Annotated in this window: 20 protein-coding genes and 1 pseudogene; 14 read left to right on the top strand and 7 right to left on the bottom strand. The window is 71.0% G+C overall.

All coding sequences use genetic code 11. The annotated features are described in order from the left end of the window. The first annotated feature begins 39 nt into the window (after window positions 1–39). The 3 genes from ACLQ3F_RS07175 to ACLQ3F_RS07165 all read left to right on the top strand — a co-directional run bounded on the left by ACLQ3F_RS07175 (window position 40) and on the right by ACLQ3F_RS07165 (window position 2807). Window positions 40–396, top strand: coding sequence for a YciI family protein (locus ACLQ3F_RS07175; RefSeq protein WP_357200918.1), 357 nt, complete (start codon window positions 40–42; stop codon window positions 394–396). Window positions 397–398: 2 nt separating this feature from the next. Beyond that, complete coding sequence (locus ACLQ3F_RS07170) at window positions 399–1607, top strand: RNA polymerase sigma factor (protein ID WP_425847267.1); 1209 nt, start codon at window positions 399–401, stop codon at window positions 1605–1607. Between the two features lie 66 nt (window positions 1608–1673). Continuing rightward, the gene (locus ACLQ3F_RS07165; RefSeq protein ID WP_425847266.1) at window positions 1674–2807 is read left to right on the top strand and encodes a carboxylate-amine ligase; all 1134 of its coding nucleotides are present in this window, start codon (window positions 1674–1676) and stop codon (window positions 2805–2807) included. Window positions 2808–2834: 27 nt separating this feature from the next. On the opposite strand, the gene ACLQ3F_RS07160 is transcribed toward ACLQ3F_RS07165, so the two are convergent. Together ACLQ3F_RS07160 and ACLQ3F_RS07155 are read right to left on the bottom strand one after the other, a co-directional pair. Beyond that, complete coding sequence (locus ACLQ3F_RS07160; protein WP_425847265.1) at window positions 2835–4619, bottom strand: N-acetylglutaminylglutamine amidotransferase; 1785 nt, start codon at window positions 4617–4619, stop codon at window positions 2835–2837. A 135-nt stretch (window positions 4620–4754) separates the two neighbouring features. Continuing rightward, complete coding sequence (locus ACLQ3F_RS07155) at window positions 4755–5186, bottom strand: MarR family winged helix-turn-helix transcriptional regulator (protein WP_357200906.1); 432 nt, start codon at window positions 5184–5186, stop codon at window positions 4755–4757. A 97-nt stretch (window positions 5187–5283) separates the two neighbouring features. On the opposite strand from ACLQ3F_RS07155, the gene ACLQ3F_RS07150 reads away from it, so the two are divergent. Then, window positions 5284–7062, top strand: a complete 1779-nt coding sequence (locus ACLQ3F_RS07150) for an ABC transporter ATP-binding protein (RefSeq protein WP_425847264.1) — start codon at window positions 5284–5286, stop codon at window positions 7060–7062. A gap of 47 nt (window positions 7063–7109) precedes the next feature. On the opposite strand, the gene ACLQ3F_RS07145 is transcribed toward ACLQ3F_RS07150, so the two are convergent. Next, the gene (locus tag ACLQ3F_RS07145; protein WP_425847263.1) at window positions 7110–7910 is read right to left on the bottom strand and encodes a TetR family transcriptional regulator; all 801 of its coding nucleotides are present in this window, start codon (window positions 7908–7910) and stop codon (window positions 7110–7112) included. A 109-nt stretch (window positions 7911–8019) separates the two neighbouring features. On the opposite strand from ACLQ3F_RS07145, the pseudogene ACLQ3F_RS07140 reads away from it, so the two are divergent. The 6 genes and pseudogenes from ACLQ3F_RS07140 to ACLQ3F_RS07115 form a co-directional block, all read left to right on the top strand. Next, window positions 8020–8934, top strand: a pseudogene (locus ACLQ3F_RS07140) (ATP-binding cassette domain-containing protein); the annotation flags it as partial. Between the two features lie 128 nt (window positions 8935–9062). Beyond that, a complete protein-coding gene (locus tag ACLQ3F_RS07135) occupies window positions 9063–10688 on the top strand; it encodes an ABC transporter permease (protein WP_425847262.1) in 1626 nt (541 codons plus the stop codon). Window positions 10689–10772: 84 nt separating this feature from the next. Next, window positions 10773–11345 carry a hypothetical protein gene (locus tag ACLQ3F_RS07130; RefSeq protein WP_425847261.1) on the top strand — a complete coding sequence of 191 codons (573 nt, stop codon included), beginning with the start codon at window positions 10773–10775 and terminating at the stop codon, window positions 11343–11345. Window positions 11346–11634: 289 nt separating this feature from the next. After that, on the top strand, window positions 11635–11892 hold the full coding sequence (locus ACLQ3F_RS07125; RefSeq protein ID WP_357200891.1) for a hypothetical protein: 258 nt from the start codon (window positions 11635–11637) through the stop codon (window positions 11890–11892). 169 nt (window positions 11893–12061) lie between these two features. After that, window positions 12062–12631, top strand: a complete 570-nt coding sequence (locus ACLQ3F_RS07120; protein ID WP_425847259.1) for a carboxymuconolactone decarboxylase family protein — start codon at window positions 12062–12064, stop codon at window positions 12629–12631. Between the two features lie 466 nt (window positions 12632–13097). Further along, complete coding sequence (locus ACLQ3F_RS07115; RefSeq protein ID WP_425847257.1) at window positions 13098–13892, top strand: hypothetical protein; 795 nt, start codon at window positions 13098–13100, stop codon at window positions 13890–13892. A 64-nt stretch (window positions 13893–13956) separates the two neighbouring features. Here the strand turns inward: ACLQ3F_RS07115 and ACLQ3F_RS07110 are convergent, their stop codons facing one another. Both ACLQ3F_RS07110 and ACLQ3F_RS07105 read right to left on the bottom strand, forming a co-directional pair. Further along, window positions 13957–14223: a hypothetical protein gene (locus ACLQ3F_RS07110; RefSeq protein ID WP_425847255.1), complete on the bottom strand. Its 267-nt coding sequence runs from the start codon at window positions 14221–14223 to the stop codon at window positions 13957–13959. Continuing rightward, window positions 14220–14498, bottom strand: a complete 279-nt coding sequence (locus ACLQ3F_RS07105; protein WP_425847253.1) for a DivIVA domain-containing protein — start codon at window positions 14496–14498, stop codon at window positions 14220–14222. Before ACLQ3F_RS07105 ends, ACLQ3F_RS07110 begins: the two co-directional genes overlap by 4 nt. A 312-nt stretch (window positions 14499–14810) precedes the next feature. On the opposite strand from ACLQ3F_RS07105, the gene ACLQ3F_RS07100 reads away from it, so the two are divergent. Together ACLQ3F_RS07100 and ACLQ3F_RS07095 are read left to right on the top strand one after the other, a co-directional pair. Next, window positions 14811–15050, top strand: coding sequence for a winged helix-turn-helix domain-containing protein (locus tag ACLQ3F_RS07100; RefSeq protein ID WP_425847252.1), 240 nt, complete (start codon window positions 14811–14813; stop codon window positions 15048–15050). 254 nt (window positions 15051–15304) lie between these two features. Beyond that, window positions 15305–16261, top strand: a complete 957-nt coding sequence (locus ACLQ3F_RS07095) for a DUF559 domain-containing protein (RefSeq protein WP_425847251.1) — start codon at window positions 15305–15307, stop codon at window positions 16259–16261. A 91-nt stretch (window positions 16262–16352) separates the two neighbouring features. Here the strand turns inward: ACLQ3F_RS07095 and ACLQ3F_RS07090 are convergent, their stop codons facing one another. Further along, window positions 16353–17195, bottom strand: a complete 843-nt coding sequence (locus ACLQ3F_RS07090) for a hypothetical protein (protein ID WP_425847249.1) — start codon at window positions 17193–17195, stop codon at window positions 16353–16355. Between the two features lie 299 nt (window positions 17196–17494). Here ACLQ3F_RS07090 and ACLQ3F_RS07085 point away from each other — a divergent pair, with 299 nt between their 5' ends. Then, window positions 17495–17944, top strand: a complete 450-nt coding sequence (locus ACLQ3F_RS07085) for a ribonuclease domain-containing protein (protein WP_425847247.1) — start codon at window positions 17495–17497, stop codon at window positions 17942–17944. An 81-nt stretch (window positions 17945–18025) separates the two neighbouring features. Then, window positions 18026–18391 (top strand): barstar family protein, encoded by a 366-nt coding sequence (locus tag ACLQ3F_RS07080; RefSeq protein WP_357258952.1) that lies wholly within the window; start codon window positions 18026–18028, stop codon window positions 18389–18391. 115 nt (window positions 18392–18506) lie between these two features. On the opposite strand, the gene ACLQ3F_RS07075 is transcribed toward ACLQ3F_RS07080, so the two are convergent. Beyond that, window positions 18507–20000, bottom strand: coding sequence for an FAD-binding oxidoreductase (locus ACLQ3F_RS07075; RefSeq protein WP_425847246.1), 1494 nt, complete (start codon window positions 19998–20000; stop codon window positions 18507–18509). Window positions 20001–20003 lie beyond the last annotated feature (3 nt).

Here is a 20003-nt window from a genome sequence, read left to right as displayed (position 1 = left end):
AGAGGTCGGCGACGGGCCGACCGTCCGTGAGGAGGAACCATGGCGCGCTACCTGCTCAGCATCCACCAGCCGCAGGGTGAGCTGCCGCCGGAGCCGGAGTTCCTGGCCGGGGTGATGCGTCAGCTCGGCGAACTGCGCGACGAGTTGGCGTCCACCGGTTCGTGGGTCTTCGGGCAGGGCCTGCACGGCCCGGAGACCGCCACTGTGCTGCGGCCCCGCGACGGCGACGTGCTCATCACCGACGGACCGTTCGTGGAGGGCAAGGAGTACCTGGGCGGCATCACCATCATCGACGTGCCGGACCTGGACGCCGCCCTGCACTGGGGTCGCCGCTACGCGCTGGCCACCACCCTGCCGATCGAGGTACGCCCCTTCCACGGCGGGGCCGGCGACTGACAGTGCCCGACGTGGAGGCGGTGTTCCGCGCCGAGTACGGCCGTGCGGTCGCCGTCCTGGTCCGCCTCCTCGGCGACATCGACCTCGCCGAGGAGGCCGTCCAGGAGGCTTTCGTGGTCGCGGTGGCGCGCTGGCCGACGACCGGCCTGCCGCCCAGTCCGGCCGGCTGGATCATCACCACGGCCCGGAACCGGGCGATCGACCGGCTGCGCCGCGACGCGTCCCGGGTCGACCGGCACGCCCAGGCGGCCCTGTTGTTCGCCGCCGACAGTCCCGTCGAGGAGGGACCGGTGCACGACGACCGGCTACGGCTGATCTTCACCTGTTGCCATCCGGCGCTCGCCCCGAGCACCCGGGTCGCCCTCACCCTGCGGCTGCTTGGTGGCCTGAGCACCGCCGAGATCGCCCGAGCCTTCCTGGTGCCGGAGCCGACCATGGCGCAGCGGCTGGTCCGCGCCAAGTCGAAGATCCGCAACGCCGGGATCCCGTACCGGGTGCCCCGCGACGCTGACCTGCCCGACCGGCTGCACGCGGTTCTCGCGGTGCTTTACCTGATCTTCAACGAGGGGTACACGGCCAGCGCCGGCCCGCACCTGGTCCGCGCCGAACTGTGCGCCGAGGCGATCCGGTTGACCCGGCTGCTGGTCGAGCTGATGCCGGACGAGCCGGAGGCGCTCGGTCTGCTCGCGTTGATGCTGCTCACCGAGTCCCGCCGCGACGCGCGGACCAACGCCGAGGGTCAGCTGGTGGCGCTGCCGAGCCAGGACCGGGCCCGGTGGGACGCCGACCTGATCACCGAGGGGCAGGCGCTGGTGCGCCGCTGCCTGCGCCGCGACCGGCCGGGCCCGTACCAGATCCAGGCCGCGATCGCCGCCGTGCACAGCGCCGCGCGGCGCGCCGCCGACACGGACTGGGCGCAGATCCTTGCGCTGTACGACCAGCTGACGGTCGTCGCCCCCAGCCCGGTGGTGGCGCTGAACCGGGCCGTCGCGTTCGCCGAGGTGGCCGGACCGGCGGTCGCGCTGATCGAGGTGGACCGCCTCGACCTGGTCGGCTACCACGTCTACCACGTGGTCCGCGCCGACCTGCTGGCTCGGCTCGGCCGGGGCGGGGAGGCCGTCGAGGCGTACCGGATGGCTGTCGCCCTGACGGACAACGCGGCCGAACGGGCCTTTCTCGCCGCACGCGCGACGGCCCTGGCAACGCCCTGAGGGCGCGTTTGCCGCAGGGGCGGCCGGGAACCCGAGACACCGCCGCAGCGGGGGATGGGAGGGGCCATGGCGTACCGACCGACCGCCGTCGACACCGTGCCCGACCTGTCCACCCTGACGCTCGGCGTGGAGGAGGAGTTCCTGCTGCTCGACCCGGACAGCGGCCGGAACCTACCGGTGGCGGACCAGGTGCTCGCCGCGCTGCGCGGCCCCGCCCGGGAGCAGAGCCGCCAGGAGTTCCGGCACAGCATGGTGGAGATGGTCACCCCGGTCTGCGCCGACCTCACCGAACTGCGCGCGCACCTGGTGGCGTTGCGCCGCTCCGCCGCCGACGCGGCCACGGCGGCCGGGGCTCGGCTGGTGGCGGTCGGTGCCACCCCGGTGGCCGAGCCGCACCGGACGGTCCCCGACGAACCGCGCTACCACGCGATGTCGCGCCGGTACGGGCCGGTGGCCCACGACCCGGCGGTGTGCGGCTGCCACGTGCACGTCGGCCTGCCCGACCGGGAACTGGCCGTCCAGGTCTGCAACCACCTGCGGGTGTGGCTGCCGGTGGTGCAGGCGATCACCACCAACTCGCCGCTGCACGACGGGTACGACACCGGGCACGCCAGTTGGCGCTCGATGCAGTTGGAACGCTGGCCCAGCATCGGACCGACGCCGTACTTCGACTCCGGCGCCGACTACGACAGCACCGTCGACGAGCTGATCGCCGCCGGGATCATGCTCGACTCGGCGATGGTCTACTGGTACGCCCGGCCGTCGTCTACCTACCCGACGGTGGAGGTGCGGGTCGGTGACGTCTGCACCGAGGTCGACGACGCGGTGCTGGTCGCCGCGCTGGTCCGATCCCTCGTCGCCACCCTCGCCGACGACGTACGCGCCGGGGTGGACGCGCCGAACGTCCGGGACTGCCTGGTCGCCGCGGCGCACTGGCGGGCCGCCCACGACGGTCTCGACGGCGAGCTGATCGACCTGCGTGCCGGTGGTACCCGGCCCGCCTGGGCGCTCGTCGACGAGATGATGGCGGTGATCGCTCCGGCCCTGCTGCGCCACGGCGACCTCGGGTACGTGTTGGCGCAGCTCGCCCGGCTGCGTCGCGACGGCACCGGCGCCACCCGGCAGCGGCGGGTGCTGGAGCGCGCCGGAGAGCTGCGCGTGGTCCTCGACGATCTGATCGCCCGCACCGCCGCCAGCTGACCGGCCGCCCGTCACGGCCCACCGGGGTCAGCGGATGTCGTGGGTCTGGAGCCACAGCTCCAGCAGGCCGAGTTGCCACAGCTTGTTGCTGCCGGCCGCGGCCTCCGCCCGGTCCGGCTCGGCCAGCAGATGTGCCACGTACTCCGGGCGGAACAGCCCGCGCTCGCGCGCGGCCGGCGCCTGCAACGCCTCGGCGACCAGCTCGCGCACCGGGCCGTCCACGTTGCGCAGCGCCGGCACCGGGAAGTAGCCCTTGGGCCTGTCGATCACCTCGGCCGGCAGCACCTCCCGGGCGACCTCCTTGAGCACGCCCTTGCCACCCTGGCCGACCTTGTGCTCCGGCGGGCAGTGCGCGGCCAGGGTGACCAGGTCCTGGTCGAGGAAGGGTGTGCGCACCTCCAGACCCCACGCCATGCTCATGCTGTCCACCCGCTTGACCGGGTCGTCGGGGAGCATCAGGTGGGTGTCCAGACGCAACACGGCGTCCAGCGCGGTCTGCGCCCCGGGCGCGGCGAGGTGCCCGGTGAGCAGGTCCCGGCTGGCGTCGTGCTCCAGCGCGTACGCCGGGCCGACGATGCGGCGCAGCTCGTCGTGGTCGCGGTCGAAGAACGCGGCGGCGAACGTCTCGGCGGCGCCGTGCCGGGGTGCCTCGACCAGTGGCTGGTGGTAGCCGTAGCCGGCGAACACCTCGTCGGCGCCCTGCCCCGACTGGGCCACCTTCACGTGCTGCGCCACCTGCTCGGAGAGCAGGTGGAAGGCGACCACGTCGTGGCTGCCCATCGGCTCGGTCATCGCCAGCACGGCCCGTCGGACGGCGGGAACCAGGTCGTCGTCGGCCAGCCGGATCCGATGGTGGTCGGTGTCGTACGCGCGGGCCACCAGGTCGGAGTAGTGGAACTCGTCGCCGGACTCGCCGTCGCGGCTGTCGAAGCCGATGCTGAACGTCCGCAGGTGTTGCTGGCCGGCCTCGGCGAGCAGCGCCACGATGAGGCTGGAGTCCAGTCCGCCGGAGAGAAGCACCCCCACCGGCACGTCGGCGACCAGCCGTCGGCGTACCGCCGCGCGCAGCGCGTCGCCGATCGCGGCCCGCCAGTCGGCGGCGTCCATCCCCGCGTCGGCGGGCTCCCGCAGGTAGTCGGGTCGCCAGTAGACCTCCTCGCGGCTGGTCCCGTCGGCCTCGATCACCCGCAGGGTGGCCGGCGGGAGCTTGCGTACGCCGCGCAGCACGGTCCGCGGCGCGGGCACGATGGAGTGCCAGGACAGGTAGTGGTGCAGCGCCACCGGGTCGATGCCGGTGTCGACGTCGCCGGCGGCCAGCAGCGCGGGCAGGGTGGAGGCGAACCGCAGCCGGCCCGGTGTCTCGGCGAGGTAGAGCGGTTTGATGCCGAGCCGGTCGCGGGCCAGGATCAGCCGCCGCCGGACCCGGTCGACCAGCCCGATCGCGAACATGCCGACCAGGTGGTCGACGAAACGCTCACCCCAGTGGGCGTACGCCACCAGGATCACCTCGGTGTCGCTGGTGGAGTGGAAGGCGTACCCGGCCCGGCGCAACTCCTCGCGCAGCTCCGGGTAGTTGTAGACGCAGCCGTTGAAGACCAGCGCCAGGCCCAGGTCGTCGCGGACCATCGGCTGCCCGCCCGCTTCGGACAGGTCGATGATGGTCAGTCGACGGTGCCCGAGGGTCACCCAGCCCTCGGCGAACAGGCCCTCGTCGTCCGGCCCTCGTGAGCGCATCGCCTCGGTCATCCGGGTGACCGCCGCCGCGTCGGGCGAGCGACCGTCGAATCGCGCCTCCCCGCTGATCCCGCACATCAGCCGGGACGGTGATGGGTCAGGGCAGACATGCGCGTCCTCCTGTGGCGTCTCCCCGACTGGTGGTGGCGGGGGCCCCGCCGTGCGAACGGGGGCGCAGGTTACCCGGGTGTGGGGCGGGCAAACCCACAGGTCTCAGGTACGCAGGGTGCGCAGGATGCGGGCCAGTTCGGCGCGGTCGGTGTCGTCGAGGTGGCCGAAGAAGCGGTCCGCCTCGGCCCGGCGCGCGGCCCGGATGGCGGTGCTGACCCGGTTGCCCTCCTCGGTGAGCGCGACAAGGGTCGCCCGGCGGTCGGCCGGGTCGGGCCGGCGTTCGACAAGCCCTCGGGTCTGGAGGTCGTCGACGACCTCGGTCGCCGAGCGGGGCGCGATGCGCAGGTGCTCGGCGAGGGTGCCGGGGCGTACCTCGCCGTGCCGGGCCAGCACGCCGAGGGCCCGGGACTGGCTGGGGGTGACGTCCCAGGGCACCAGTGAGTCCCGGGTCTGCCGACGCAGACGGGACGCCACCGCCCAGAACGTCTCCGCCAGGCTCTCGTCGTCGGCGCTGTCGACGGTGTGCTCGGTCACCGGAATACGGTAGCAGGAGATGTGGTTGCTACCTCATGATGAGGTAACCTCAGCAATATCGCCGACGAAGGGTAGTGCCCCCTTGGAACCCACCCCCATGGGCCGCGACCGCGGCCACCGCACCCTCAGTGCCGAAGAGAAGACGCAGGCGCGTCAGGTGTCGCTGCGCCGCATCGGCCACCTGTTCACCCCCCACCGACCCGCGCTGGCCGCCGTCATCGCGATCATCGTGGTCTCCTCGATCATCGCGATGGCCACCCCGTTCCTGCTGCGGGCCGTGATCGACCGGGCCCTTCCGCAGGGCGAAGTGACGCTGCTGGTCTGGCTGGTCGTCGGCATGGTCGCCGTCGCGGCGGTGACCTCCGCCCTCGGCGTCGTGCAGACCTGGATCTCCACCCAGGTCGGCCAGCGGGTCATGCACCGGCTGCGCACCGACGTCTTCAGCCACCTCCAGCGCCAGTCACTGGGCTTCTTCACCCGCACCCGCACCGGCGAGGTGCAGTCCCGGATCACCAACGACATCGGCGGCATGCAGTCGGTGGTCACCTCCACCGCCACCGCCGTCGCCGCCAACCTCACCACCGTGGTCGCCACCGCCGTCGCCATGGTCGCGCTCTCCTGGCAGCTCTCCCTGGTCTCGCTCGTGGTGCTGCCGCCGGCCATCTGGCTGACCCGGCGGGTCGCCCGGATGCGCCGCGAGATCACCGCACAACGGCAACGCGAACTCGCCGACCTCAACGTCACAGTGGAAGAAGGGCTCTCGATCAGTGGCGTACAGCTGGCCAAGACCCTCGGCACCGGCCCGGCGCTGATCGACCGGTTCACCGCCTCCTCGGCCCGACTGGTCGACCTGGAGCTGCGCAGTGAGCTGGCCGGCCGCTGGCGGATGGCCTCGATGAGCATCATCTTCGCCGCCGTACCGGCGGTCATCTACCTCGCCGCCGGGCTGCCCGGCACCGCCGGCACGCTGAGCATCGGCACCCTGGTCGCCTTCACGGCCCTGCAGGGCGGCCTGTTCCGACCGTTGATGGGCCTGCTCAACGTGGGTGTCTCGCTCACCGCCTCGCTGGCGCTCTTCGCCCGGATCTTCGAATACCTGGACCTACCGGTCGACGTGGCCGACCCCACCGAGCCGGTCCACCTCGACCCCGCCCGGGTACGCGGCCACCTGCGCCTGGAGGACGTCACCTTCGGCTACCCGGGCAGCGACACCGCCGCCCTCGCCGGGATCACCCTCGACGTGCCCGCCGGCACCAGCCTCGCCCTGGTCGGCGAGACCGGCTCCGGCAAGAGCACCCTCGCCGGGCTGGTCAGCAGGCTGCACGACCCGACCGCCGGCCGGATCACCGTCGACGGCGTGGACCTGCGCGACCTGCGCCTGGCCGACCTGGCCGCGATCGTCGGCGTGGTCAGCCAGGAGACGTACCTGCTGCACACCACAGTCCGGGAGAACCTGCGCTACGCCCGCCCGGAGGCCACCGACACCGAGATCGAGGACGCCGCCCGCGCCGCCCAGATCCATGACCTGATCGCCGGGCTGCCCGACGGGTACGACACCATGGTCGGCTCACGTGGGCACCGGTTCTCCGGCGGTGAGAAGCAGCGCCTCGCCATCGCCCGGACGCTGCTGCGCGACCCGCGCATCCTGGTCCTCGACGAGGCCACCAGCGCGCTGGACACCGAGACCGAGCGCGCCGTACAGCGGGCCTTCGACGTGCTCGCCCAGGGGCGCACCACGATCACCATCGCGCACCGGCTCTCCACCGTGCGCGACGCCGACCAGATCGCGGTGCTCGACCACGGTCGGATCGTCGAGGCCGGCACTCACGACAGCCTGCTGGACCGCAACGGCCGCTACGCCACGCTGGCGGCCTGAACGCCGAATCACAACCGTCTCGAAACAGTCTCGGAACTGTCTCGTTATTACGCGGTCAGGTGGCGGTAGACGGTGGCCCGCGAGACGCCCAGCTCGGCGGCGATGGCGTCCACCGAGTGGGTGCCCGCCGCGTGCATCCGTCGGGCCGCCTCGACCTGCTCCCGGCCCAGCGCGGGCGGCCGCCCCGGCCGCCGACGACGGCTTCCCGCGCCGCTCGCCGGCCCGCTGGCCGCGCCCGCCGGCAGCGTCGGGGTCGCGCTCCCGAGGGTCGCGTCTGAGTGCGGCTCGGCCGCGGGGTCCGCAGGCAGCGGGGCCAGCAGTCGGCGTACGCCGTCGAGCATGTCGGCGCGCAGCACCTCGTCGGACACGTCGGTGAAGAAGACGATCGGATCGCTGCACGCCGCGACCGCCTGCACCGCCCGGACCCGCTCCCGACGCCCGGCGTTCGGCCCGGCGATGAGGTCGTTGGCCCGCATCGCGATCACCATCAGGCGGTGGTACGTGTCGCCCCGGCCGACCAGCGCGATGTCGTGGAAGAGCATGCCGAGCGGTCGGCGATGGGCGAGCATAACGTCCACCCAGCCCTCCAGCACCGTCCACCGGGCCAGCTCGGTGGGCTGATGCTGGGCCGAGTCGAGCAGCGCCTCCAGGTCTGCCACCAGGGGCTCGACCAGGGCGGCGAGCAGGTTCTCCTTGGCCGGGAAGTGGTACAGGATCGCGGCCTTGGTGAGCCGCAGCCGCTCGCCGATCTGGCGCAGCGAGGTGCGCTGGTAGCCGTGTTCGGCGAACAGGTCGAGCGCGGCGCGCAGGATCCGGGTACGGGTGTCGTCCGCGGGATCGGCGGTCATGCCGGCCAGCCTAGCGACGCCCTGACCGGTGGGCACCATCACCGTTGATTCGACTGACCGTTGGTCAGTACAGTGGTGACGGTCGACGTAACCAACGGCAGGAGGGGCCATGCCCGTCATCTCGATCGGCAACCTGGTCAAGACGTTCGGCGCGATCCGGGCACTCGACGGGTTGGACCTGCAGGTCGAGCAGGGGGAGGTGCACGGTTTCCTCGGGCCCAACGGCTCCGGAAAGTCCACCACCATCCGGATCCTGCTCGGGCTGCTCCGCCGCGACTCCGGCGACGCCCAGGTGCTCGGCGCCGACCCGTGGCGCGACGCGGTCCGCCTGCACCGCCGACTGGCGTACGTGCCGGGTGACGTCAACCTCTGGCCGAACCTCACCGGCGGGGAAGCCATCGACCTGCTCGGTCAACTGCGCGGCGGCCTCGACCGCCGTCGCCGCGACGAACTGCTGCACCGCTTCGACCTGGACCCGACCCGCCGTTGCCGCACCTACTCCAAGGGCAACCGGCAGAAGGTCGCCATCGTCGCCGCCTTCTCCTCCCCGGTGGAGCTGTACGTGCTCGACGAGCCGACCTCCGGCCTCGACCCCCTCATGGAGGCGGTGTTCCAGGACGAGGTCCGGCGGGTCAAGCAGGCCGGCGCCACGGTGCTGCTCTCCAGCCACGTGCTCGCCGAGGTCGAGGCGCTCTGCGACCGGGTCAGCATCATCCGCGAGGGCCGTACCGTCGAATCCGGCACCCTCACCGAGCTGCGCCACCTCACCCGTACGGCGGTGACCGTCGAGACCACCCGCCCGGTCACCGGCCTGGACGCGCTGCCCGGTGTGCACGACGTGCACGAGGTCGACGGCCGCACCCACCTGGAGGTCGAGCCCGCCCACCTGGACGAGCTGCTCGGCCAGCTCATCCGCTTCGGCGTCCGCGCGCTGACCAGCACACCACCCACCCTGGAGCAGCTCTTCCTCCGCCACTACGGCGACGACCCCGCCTCCGCTGCTGGGTCGGGCGCTGGTCCTGCCGCCGGTGCCGCGTCGGCCGATGGATCCGGCGCCGCTGCTGGGTCGGCCGACGGTCCTGGCGCCGCCGCCGCGTCGGCCGATGGATCTGCCGCCGGTGTGCCGGCTGACGCGCCGCGGGGCGGTGCCCGATGAGCGCACTCACCGGCACCGCCCTGCTGGCCCGGCTCGTGCTGCGCCGCGACCGGATCCGCCTCGCCATCTGGATCCTCGGCACGCCCCTGCTCGGCTACGCCCTCGCCGGCAGCGTCGCCGGCATCTACCCGGACCAGGAGGCCCGGCTGGGCTACGCCACCACCTCGGCGTCCAGTCTGGTCGCCCGCGCCTTCAACGGCCCCATCCACGGCACCGACCTCGGTGCCGTGGTCGTCGCCGAGACGTACGTGACGTTGGCCCTGATCGTCGCGCTGATGAGCACCTTCGCGGTGACCCGCCACACCCGCCAGAACGAGGAGACCGGTCGCGCCGAACTGCTCGGCGCCAACGTGGTCGGACGGTACGCGCCGCTCACCGCCGCGCTGCTCGTGATCGGCGCGGCGAACACCCTGGCCGCCGTGCTGCTCGCGGTCGCGCTGGTCGGCGCCGGTCTGCCGCTCGCCGGCTCCGTCGCGGCGGCGGCAGCGATCGGTGGCGTCGGGGTCGCCTTCACCGCGATCGCCGCGGTCACCGCCCAGCTCTCCGTCACCTCACGCGGCGCGAACGCGCTCGCCGCCGCCACCGTCGGGCTGTCCTTCGTGCTGCGCGCCGCCGGCGACGTGCTCGGCGAACAGAGCGCCGACGGCACCCGCGTGCGCAGCGCCTGGCCGTCGTGGATCTCCCCACTCGGCTGGGGCAACCAGGTACGAGCCTTCGACGGGGAACGCTGGTGGGTGCTCGCCCTACCTGTCGCGCTGCTGCTCGCCGGGGTGGCGCTGGCGTACGCCCTCGCCGAGCGACGCGACCAGGGCGCCGGGCTGATCGCCCCCCGACGCGGCCCGGCCACCGGCGCGCCACGGCTGCTCAGCCCCACCGGGTTGGCCTGGCGGACGCAGCGCGGCACGCTGCTCGGCTGGGCGGTCGGGGTGGCCGTGCTCGGCCTCTCCATGGGCGTCGCCGCCGACGAGTTCAACGACATGATCGACGCGAATCCGGCCGCCGCCGAAGCGATCAACGCGATGGGTGGCGGAGCGAACCTGATCAACGCGTACCTGGCCGCGATGCTCAACCTCTTCGCCCTGACCATCGGCGCGTACGTCGTTCAGGCCCTGCTGCGCGTACGCGGCGACGAAGCCGACGGGGTGCTGGAGGCCGCCCTCGCCACGGCGGTCAGCCGAACCCGCTGGCTCGGCACCCAGGTGCTCGCCGCGACGCTCGGCGCGGTCGCCCTGCTGCTCCTCGCCGGCGTGACCACCGGCCTCGGCTACGGCATCGTCACCGGAGACCCACTCGGCCAGGCCGTCGAGTTGGGCGGTGCCGCGCTGCTGCGCCTGCCCGCCCTGCTCGTGATCGCCGGGGTGGTGACCGCGATCTTCGGGCTGCTGCCCCGCTGGTCGGTGGTGCTGTCCTGGACGGCGCTACTGGTCTTCCTGCTCCTCGGGCAGTTCGGCGCGGTGCTGGAGCTGCCGCAGGCGGCGCTCAACGTCTCGCCGTACACCCATGTGCCGGCCGTGCCCGCTGTCGACCCGGCGGCGCTTCCCCTGGTGGTGCTGGCGGCGGTGGCCGCGGCCCTGCTCGCCGTCGGCGTGGCCGCCTTCCGCCACCGCGACGTCCCCTCCTGACCCACGGCTCGGGCATCCCGATGATCGCTGACCGCTCAGAAACTCGACATGCCGACGTTGCATGGGGCTGGCAGCCTCTAGCGCGTGAGCGACCTTCTGACGCAGCTTCCGGCGCTTCTCGGCGTCCTGGTTGGCACCGTGGGCACGATCCTCGCCACCTCCCTCGCCGACCGCGCCCGATGGCGTCGCAGCCAGAGCGTCCGCTGGGACGAGCGGCGGCTCGACGCGTACGTCGACTACGCGCACGCCCTCAAGGAGAGTCACGCAGTGGCGCTGCGACTCACAGCCGCCCACCGGCCGGGTTCGCGGAGCCACCCCATCGACCGCGAGGAGGGGCTGGTCCGGCTGGCTGAGGCGGACGCTCGGCGCACCATCGTCTGGGAGAACCTGTTGCTGCTCGGCGACGAGCCGACTGTCTCGGCCGCCGCCAACTGGCGGGACGCGATCTGGCAGGTAGAACGGCTCGCTCGTGGAATCGCCGACCCGCCAACGGACGTGGCGGGGATGCTGACCCGCGTCGACGAGGCCCGCGACGGGTACTACCGGGCGGCCCGGCGCAGTCTCGGGGTGCGCGGCGGGTCGGTGGAGCAGTCCGCGATGCTGCGGCAGGCGTTGGTCGACCGGTCCACCGCGATGCCGGAGGTACCCACCATCTGAGTGCGGTGGTTCCGTGGACCCATGCGGGCGGGTGTTGGGTCGACCACAACCGGCCCATGTGACGTCGCCGTGGAAGTGGGATCGCTGGGCGTCACCGTGGCTGGCCCGTGTTCAGGGTGGATGCCCATTCGACGGAGATCGCGCTGGCGGATCATCGCGGTGGCGCCACCCGTTGTCGGGAGCCAGACCACACGCGCCCATGCGAGCCTTTGCGTTGACGAACTTCGATGTCCCGGTCTCGGTTCAACGCGGAGCCGCCATGCACCGTGGACGGTGATGAGGAGGCTTCATGCGCGGACGCAGATGGGCGACCCTGGCGACGGCGGTGGCCCTGGCACTGGGCGGAGTGGTCGGGTTCAGCGCCACTCCGGCTGCGGCGGATCCACCGGGCGGCACGCTGCGCAACGTCTACTCCGACGGTCAGTTCTGCAACAGCTACGGCAGTGAGGGTGTTCGGACCGGTCTCTGGAGCTGGTACTACTGCGAGTACCGCCAGTACGGCCCCAACGCCCCCGGCTTCTACTTCCTCTGGACCTTCACCTACTAGCGCGCGCACCTGTCTGGACGGGCGCTTTCGGGGCCGATTGGCCGCCGCCGGGTCGACCAACCGGCGGCGGCCATTCGCCACGATCGTCGGGCCCGTGTACGACCGATTTCCTGACAGCGTCCGCAGGCCCTACGGCGTACCGTCCGGGTCAAGCATGGGGAGGAGCCGCATGAGTTTCCTGCAGCAGGCGGAGCAGTCGCTGGACACCGAGCGGATGTTCGATGCCGACACGAAGGCGATGGGCTACCTGCCCAACTACACCAGGTTGTTCGCCCAGAGCCCAGCGGCGTACCTGGCATGGCAGCAGCTCAACGGTTCGGTGAAGGCCGGGATGGAGCTGCGCCGCTATGAGTTGGTGACCCTCGCCGCAGCCCGGGCCCTGAAATCCTCCTACTGCGGCCTGGCGCATGGGAAGGTCCTACGCGACAAGTTCTTCGACGCGCCAACCGTCGCCGCCATCGCGTCAGACACTGGCAGCGCCGGTCTCTCCGCACAGGAGGTCGCAGTCGTCGACTTCGCCGGAAAGGTCGCGGCCGACGCGAACTCCGTCACCGAGGCCGACGTCGAGAGCCTGCGTGGTCACGGTCTCGATGACACGGACATCTTCCACGTGATCCTCGCCGTTGGTGCCAGATGCTTCTTCAGCACCGTCCTCAGCGCTGCCGGGGCTGAGCCCGATCCGCAGTACAACGAGAGCCTGGACGTGGATCTGCGGCAGGCGCTGAGCTTCGGTGGTTAGCTCCAGAGAGCGCGTGCCGACCAGGCTGTTCCAGCGCCAGCGGGCGAGCGCCAACTTGTCGAAGAGGTAGCGTTCGCCGCTCGCAACGCCCCGTGCGGGACATCTTCGCTGCCGTGGGCCCAGGAACGGCATCGCCCGGGAGCTTATGGGCATCGGGCCCGCAGTCTCTTTCAGTCGTGTCCATCAGGAATCCGACACCGTCAGTAGATACAGGCGGCGTACACAGCCGTCTGGCAGGGGAGAATCTTGCTGACGCGGCGGAATGCGGCATCTTCAGCGACAGGGCCCGATTGGCAGCGACAGGCCGGACACCTAGGGTTATCGATGCTTCACCCCAAGCGACGGCGAGCCGATCGGCGGGCTGCGGATGGCTGTGAACACGCATCGACTGAATTGCGCTAATGCGCAGAACCCGGGCTGCGAGTGCTCGGGCTGCGGTGGCTCGCTACATGGTTGGGGTGGCTGGATGGAACTCGCCGTTCAGCGCCCAGACGAGCGCGACGGGCGGCGACGCACGCTCGCGGGCAAGATCACAAAGAACTCTGACGGGAAGCTGGGGTTCAATGCGAACAATCGGCAGCAGTCAGTCGACCTCGCTCGTCTGGACCTTGCTGATCACCTGTGGGTAACGGACCCCCGTTTCAGGACCGAGGGCGTGCCTGGTCGGGACTTCGGCGTCAACGACATGGCTGCGTTGTTGTCGTTCGACAACGGACGGATCAACATCCTCGCCGCCGCGATCATGAGGGATGCCGGGAAAGAGATATCGGAGGGCATCGACAATCGCGTTCAAAATGAGCGCACCGCCCGGGAGATCCAGAAGCATATGGCCAGGCACGGCTGGTGCAGCTTGCTCGTTGCGCTGATCCAGTTGATCGATAAGGCCAACAAAGCTGTCGGCCTTGTCGCCGACGCGGTCAAGCTGACCCTCAAGGATGCCCTGTCGAAGCACCTCACCGGCCGCATCGCCGAGCAGGTGAAGGACGCTGTCGTCGACATCGTCGTCGACAGGGTGTGGTCGGCCTTGACGCGGCTATTGGACGCCCACTTCCCCCTCCTGGGAGCGGACACTGTGCGCGTCCTCCGGATGCTGGCCGTGTTCGCCTGCCCATGGGTCGAACAGCACCGGGACGTGTACCAGCACGCTCTCGTGCCACTCATGGATGACGGCAGAGGTCTTGTCGCGGAGGAAGTCAAGGCTCAGGTGGCCACCCTGTTCACCGCGTGGTGGCAGCGAAAGGGGCAAGCAGTTGCTCCGTGATGCCTTCAGTTCCGGTGTGTAATGCAAGCGCGACGAGTTGAGGCAGCATCGCTCAGCGAGCGCTTCAGAGGGGAAGACTCTGCCCTCCCCGAGTTGCCGCGGTGAGTGTGGGAGTGGGACGGAGGCCGGCGAGTTGGACGTAGACCTCGCGTTTGGTGGTCGCGTCACCTCGGCGGTTGAGGACGTAGCCACTCAACCAGACCCAGCCCTGGTACGTCGGCCGGTCGCAGACCGAGACGACGCGGAAGGTCAGCGCACGATCTCCGGCGAACTGCACCGACGCTCGGCCGTCGATGACGAGCAGGTCGCCGGGGGAGGGCCGCACGGTCACCAGTGACCGGTGTTCGGTGGGCGGCACTCCCCGGCGTGCATGGTCTGCCAGTCGCGCAGCGCCCGCTTGATCCGGTCGTTCTCCTGGCTGAGCAGCCGTACCGTCTCGTTGAGCATGGCCAGTTCGTCGGCCAACCGGGCCTGGAACTCGCGTACCTCATCGGGGTCGACGCCGCGCCGGCACGCGGCGAACGCGCGGGTCCGCACCTCGTGCGGCGTCAACCGGCCCGGGTACCCGGCGGGGTAGGGCTGGCCGCCTCGATACACCTGTGCCACGACAGTCCTTTCTGAGGGCAGGCGGGAGCGCGGAAGGTCCTTGTGGGGGTCTGGAAGGGCGGGCCGTCCGCTCGGGGGCCGCGGGCAACCCGCCCGCTCCGCCGCCGCAGCCCCATTCGGCGGTACGACAGCAGAGCAGTCCGGAGGGGTCGGGACGGGCACACGCACCCGCCCCGACCAGGGGATGAGCCGAACTCGTTGCCACGCGAGAAGCGGCTCGGATTCAACATAGCTAGATATGTCAGATGAGTCAACGCTGCTTGTTAGGCGCGTCGCGGTGTGATCAAATCGGGTTGCCACGCGAGGAGTGCCATGCGAGAAGTGCCGGATTACTGGCGCATCGCCGACGATGTGATCGCCGACGTCAGGTCGAAGAAGTTGAAGCCCGGGGACAAGCTGCCCTCAATCGCTGAATTACGTGCTCGCTATAACGTCAGCCACGGGACCGTGCAGATGGCCTACGCCCGGCTGGAGGCGCTGCGGGTGATCCGGCGGCAGCAGGGCAAGGGCGTCTTCGTGACAGACCCGAAGACCTGGATGCGGGAGCCGTAGATAGCCAGCCGGCTAACGCGAACGGCCGGACCTCGCCGCAGGAAGAGGCCGGTACCTGGGCAGGGCGGTATCTCTCTCGCCTGGCCGCGATTGTTGGACGGGGTTGAGGCCGCTCTGTGGGAGTGGCCGGACGCTGCGCCAAGGGCCTTGACGGGTGCCTACCACAATCGGCCGCTAGCCGAGAGGCTGTCCACAGGTGCCTCCGCTGTCCACAGCAGCTCTCGCAGGGCTGTGCATCACGCCAGGGTGAGGCGGTGGATGCGCGGATTCAATCGCTCCTCGTCAGTGGCGATGGGTTGGTCACTCGACGGGACATGGTGCGGGTGGCCCCGGCGTGGACGATCCAGACCGCCCGGCGGGCGGACCTGCTGATCCGACTGCTACCCGGGGTCTACGGCGACGCCGCGCTGATCCGCAACTCCAACGTCGACCTGCCGATGCTGGCCCGGGTCGAGCGGGACGTCGCCCGACGCGCTGCGCTGGCGTACGTTGACGAGCGTGGGGCGCTGAGCCGCCTGACCGCGCTCGACGTGTGGGGTCTACGCCGCCAGCCACCGGGCGAGCCGGTGTATCTCGACCTGCCGCGAGGATCAGGCCTGCGTGACCGGCCGCATCTGGTCGTCGCCCACCGGTCCGATTTCGCGGTCGCGCCGCCGCAGGTGGTGACACGGCGAGGACTGCCGGTCACCCGGCTCGACCGGACCCTGGTGGACTGTTGGCCGCTGCTGCCGCCGATCGACCGATCGAGTGTGCTCATCCGCGCGGTCAACGATCGGATGACCACGCCGCGGCGCCTGGCCGACGCCCTTGCCGAGGTGGCGAGAATGCCCGACCGGGGGGCACTGAGCAGTTTGCTGGACCGGCTCGCCGCCGGGTGCCGCAGCCCGCTGGAGATCTGGGGCCACGACCATGTTTTCACCGGACCGGGAATGCCGACGTTCACCCGGCAGGCGCGGGTGCGGGTCGGTGCCCGGACGATCTACCTCGACATGTTCGCCGAGGCGGAACGGGTCAACATCGAGTTGGACGGCGCGACCAGCCACGGCGATCCGGCCGAACGCGAGATCGACCTCCGCCGCGACGCCCTCCTCGCCACCGTCGGCATCCTCGTCGTCCGCTTCACCCACCGCCGCCTCACCGCAGATCCGGTCCAGGTCCGCCAGGAGACCCTCGCCATCCTCGCCAACCGCACCCGCTCCATGATCAAGTGATGAGAAATAGCTCCCACAGGCCCTCCACACCTACTTTTCATCACTTGATCATGGGGGCAGCGGGAGAGGGAGGGGGAGCGGGGCCGGAGGGCTACTCGGGGGCTGGTGGGGCCGGGGCGGGGGTGGGGTGGGTTTGTTGTGGGGGAATCCTGGGCGTTGGTGCCGACTCTGGTGCGGGGTTGGCGTGGCGGTGGAGGAGTTCGGCGATCCACCGTGCGGCTTCTCGTTGCGCCGTGAGCATGTGGTCGCGGGCGTCGGCCAGGTCGTCGTCGTCCGTGTGATCGTCCAGGATGGCCGTCCATCGGCGGCTCAGCTCCTCGGCGTACCGGGCCCTTCGGATCTGCTCGTCGAACTGGTACTCCAGCTCGACCATGCGGTCGACGTGCGGCTGAAGCGCCGGCAGGATCCGTTCGTCGAGTCGGACGGCGGCGTCGGGGCGGCAGGTCAGCGTGATGTCGCCCCGTTGGTAGTGCCACAGGGGATCCTCGGCCAGCGCCCGCTGCAACGCCACCTCCAGGTCCGCTGCCCGGTTCGGCGGCAGGTTCCGGGCGGCGTCGGCCGCGAGACGGGTCAGCCGCTGGACCGCGTTCGGTTGGAAGTACTGCACGTACCAGCTCAGCACCTCGGCCCGCAGGCTCGCAGGCGACGACCAGGCAAAGGTGGCGCGGACGTAGAACGAGTACACGTACCCGCGAGCGGGGACCGCGATCAGCCGGGGCGCGTCGCGCTGTTCGACCAGTGGACCGGACGGCGACGGCGGGGCCGCGGAGCCGACGGGCGCCTCGTCCTGAAGCGCGGCGACCAGCCGATCCCAGCTACGAGCCCACCATCGCCAGCCACTCACGGCGGCGTCGCGGGCGATGGTCAACCCGCGTACGCCCCGGTGTCGCCACTGGTCCGCGGGCCTGGGCCTCCCGTCGGGGGCGTCCGTCATGGCACCCCTCCACGGTCACGGATCCGCGTTTCACGCTAACAACCGGTGACCGATATGTCCGCCGCCACGCCGTCACCGAGCGGTCGGCATATCGACGCGATCCACGCCATGCGCGCCGGGTGGCGGTCAACCGCAGACGACATCCTGCCCGGGTGCGCCGAAACAGATCATTCGCGGTTCACCGAGCATTGTGGAGCAGTTGGGACGCCGAGGGGTGTTGCCGTCGACCGTCAACGGTGAGACTGGGTCCGGTCCGACAATCACGCGGATCGATGAACTGGATGGTCTGGAGGCAGCCTGTGTCCACCCTCGTGTCCCCGCTGGCCACGCTCGGCGCGATCCGCCGGCGTACCACCACCCTCGCCCTGCTCCTCGCCATGGTCGCCGCCGCGCTGGTCGGCCCGTCCGTGGTCTCCCCGCGGTTGACCGACCCGGCCTCGGCGGCGGTCTACAGCTCCTGCACCATGAGCCGCTGCGCGGACGCCCGCACCGCCCGTTCGGGCTGGTCGGCCAAGGGGTTCCCGACCAGCCGAGGCTGGTACTCCTGGAGCGGCGGGAAGTCCAACTTCGCCGGCGGCCAGTTCTACAACTACGAGGGTCAACTGCCCGCCAACGCCACCTACCACGAGTACGACGTCTACCCGCGCACCCAGGGCGCCGCACGGGACGCGTACCGGATCGTGGTGAACCGCAGCACCGGCGTCACCTGGTTCTCGCCCAACCACTACACCGACTTCTACCGGCTCTGAGTAACTTCGGGGGCCGGCCGGCCGTGGCGGTCGGCCGGCCCCGCTAAGGCGCCGTCGCCCGGTCAGATCAGGAGGAACGTCATGGTCGACGAGGACGCGGGTCGGGTGCCCGATTGGCTGATCGTCTGCCGCGACGGAGCCCTCGACGTGCCCGGCGCGGTGGTGCTGGCCGGAACGACGACGCGGACCAGGGCCGGTCTGTTCGCCGCGCTCGCCGCCGTGCTGGCCCTGCCGACGTACCTGGGGAACACCTGGGACGCTCTCTCCGACGTGCTCCGGGACCGGCTCGACACCGGTCCGCTCACAGTGCTGATCACCGACGCCGGCCAGCTGCTGGTCGACGAGCCGTCCGATCAGTACCGCCTGCTGCTCGCCGTGCTCGGCGACCTCGCCGCCAGCGCCCCGCATCCGTTGCGCGTCGTCCTCGACGAGGCAGTGCGATCGTGACCGCTGCCCAGCCCTGCCATCGGCGGCAGCGGCAATGGCAACGGCAACGGAGACTCACGGTGAGTGACGGCCCGGCGGTGCGGGTCGGAGTCACCCGCACCGCCGGTCCTCCGGGTCAGTGCGTCGCGGGCGGGATGCTCTGCTCGTACTGGAAGACGTTGTGCGGGTCGTACTTCGCCTTGATCTTGCGTAGCCGCGGGAAGTTGCGCCCCCAGTAGGCCTTCTCCCACTCGGCCATGCCGATGTTCGGCACGTTGACGTAGGCGCCGTCCACGTAGGGCCGCAGTGCCTGGCTGAACTCGGCGATCCAGGTCTGGGCGATCGGGGTGATGGCGTCGCCGCTGTCGGGCTCGCCGCGGGTGCCCCAGCCCGCGCCGGGCTCCGAGTAGAAGAGCGCGTCGCGGTGCGGGAACGCCGAGCCGCCGAAGGGCTCCTGTCGTTGCGCCCCCCGGCCGAAGGCCTGGGTGAAGAAGTTGCTGTCGGGCGAGGGCGCCTTCCGCATGAACTCGCTGATGATGCTGACCGCCTTCGCCGGGAACGGCTCGCGGGTGAACTGGGAGAAGAACTTCCAGTTCGCGGGCTCGTCCTCGGTCGGGATCTGGAAGCCGGCGTAGACGTCGCCCCAGCCGCCGATCTGCACGGTGACCGTGGGGTTGCCGATCGACAGGATCGGCGCCAGCAGCCTCCTGGCCTCCGCCTCGGACCCGTCCGCGAGCACCGCGAACAGCAGGATCTCGGTCGGGTGGACCTCGACCTGGGTGCCGAGGCGGGGGTCGGTGAAGGGTGCTACACGCTGCCAGGCGTCGAAGACCTCGTGCAGGTCGCCGAGACCGGGCCAGCTCACCTGCAGGTAGGCGACGCTGGTGAGCGGAGCGACCTGGTAGGTCAGGGAGGTGACGATCCCGAAGTTGCCGTTGCCCGCTCCGCGCAGCGCCCAGAGCAGGTCCGGGTAGTTCCACTGGTCCACCTCCAGCACCTTCGCCCCGTCGGCGCCCGCCGCCACGACGATCTCCGCGCCGATCAGGCTGTCGCAGGCCATCCCGAGGTAGCGGGTGAGGAAGCCGAAGCCGCCGCCGAGGGTGGCACCGGAGAGGCCCACGGTGCCCTCCGTGCCCGTCGTCGCCGCGAGGTCGTGCTCGCCGAGGGCGGTCACCGCCTCGGACTGGGTGAGCCCCGCGCCGACCTTCGCCGTGCGGGCGGCGGTGTCGATGTGGACGTCCTTCAGCTCGCTGACGTCGATCACGATGCCGTTGTCGACGTTCGACCAGCCTTCCAGGTTGTGCCGGCCACTGCGGACCCGCAGCGCCACGTCGTGCTGCCGCGCCCAGGTGAGCGCGTTGACCACGTCCTGGGTCTCCTGGGCGAAGACGATGACCAGCGGATAGTGCACGAACAGCTCGTCCCAGCCGAGGCTGGCCTCCGCGTAGTCGGGGCTCTGCGGGCGGACGATCCGTCCGGTCAGCTGAGCCGGCGGGAACGTCGTGTCGGAGGGCCACCGGGAACCGTCGGCCGCGATGGCCGAGCTGCCGGCGATCACGCTCGGGACAGCGACCGCTCCGGCGCCGACGGCCGTCGCCCTGAGCAGATCGCGACGGGAAAGGTCGCGCATGGT

The organism is Micromonospora sp. DT15 (assembly GCF_049841475.1).
Classification (GTDB): domain Bacteria; phylum Actinomycetota; class Actinomycetes; order Mycobacteriales; family Micromonosporaceae; genus Micromonospora.
This window is presented reverse-complemented; position numbering and strand designations above follow the sequence as displayed.

Coding starts and splice junctions, on each gene's coding strand:
- ACLQ3F_RS07175 (WP_357200918.1), top strand. CDS start 40: ATGGCGCGCTACCTGCTCAGCATCCACCAGCCGCAGGGTGAGCTGCCG.
- ACLQ3F_RS07165 (WP_425847266.1), top strand. CDS start 1,674: ATGGCGTACCGACCGACCGCCGTCGACACCGTGCCCGACCTGTCCACC.
- ACLQ3F_RS07160 (WP_425847265.1), bottom strand. CDS start 4,619: ATGTGCGGGATCAGCGGGGAGGCGCGATTCGACGGTCGCTCGCCCGAC.
- ACLQ3F_RS07150 (WP_425847264.1), top strand. CDS start 5,284: ATGGGCCGCGACCGCGGCCACCGCACCCTCAGTGCCGAAGAGAAGACG.
- ACLQ3F_RS07145 (WP_425847263.1), bottom strand. CDS start 7,910: ATGACCGCCGATCCCGCGGACGACACCCGTACCCGGATCCTGCGCGCC.
- ACLQ3F_RS07135 (WP_425847262.1), top strand. CDS start 9,063: ATGAGCGCACTCACCGGCACCGCCCTGCTGGCCCGGCTCGTGCTGCGC.
- ACLQ3F_RS07125 (WP_357200891.1), top strand. CDS start 11,635: ATGCGCGGACGCAGATGGGCGACCCTGGCGACGGCGGTGGCCCTGGCA.
- ACLQ3F_RS07120 (WP_425847259.1), top strand. CDS start 12,062: ATGAGTTTCCTGCAGCAGGCGGAGCAGTCGCTGGACACCGAGCGGATG.
- ACLQ3F_RS07115 (WP_425847257.1), top strand. CDS start 13,098: ATGGAACTCGCCGTTCAGCGCCCAGACGAGCGCGACGGGCGGCGACGC.
- ACLQ3F_RS07100 (WP_425847252.1), top strand. CDS start 14,811: ATGCGAGAAGTGCCGGATTACTGGCGCATCGCCGACGATGTGATCGCC.
- ACLQ3F_RS07090 (WP_425847249.1), bottom strand. CDS start 17,195: ATGACGGACGCCCCCGACGGGAGGCCCAGGCCCGCGGACCAGTGGCGA.
- ACLQ3F_RS07080 (WP_357258952.1), top strand. CDS start 18,026: ATGGTCGACGAGGACGCGGGTCGGGTGCCCGATTGGCTGATCGTCTGC.
- ACLQ3F_RS07075 (WP_425847246.1), bottom strand. CDS start 20,000: ATGCGCGACCTTTCCCGTCGCGATCTGCTCAGGGCGACGGCCGTCGGC.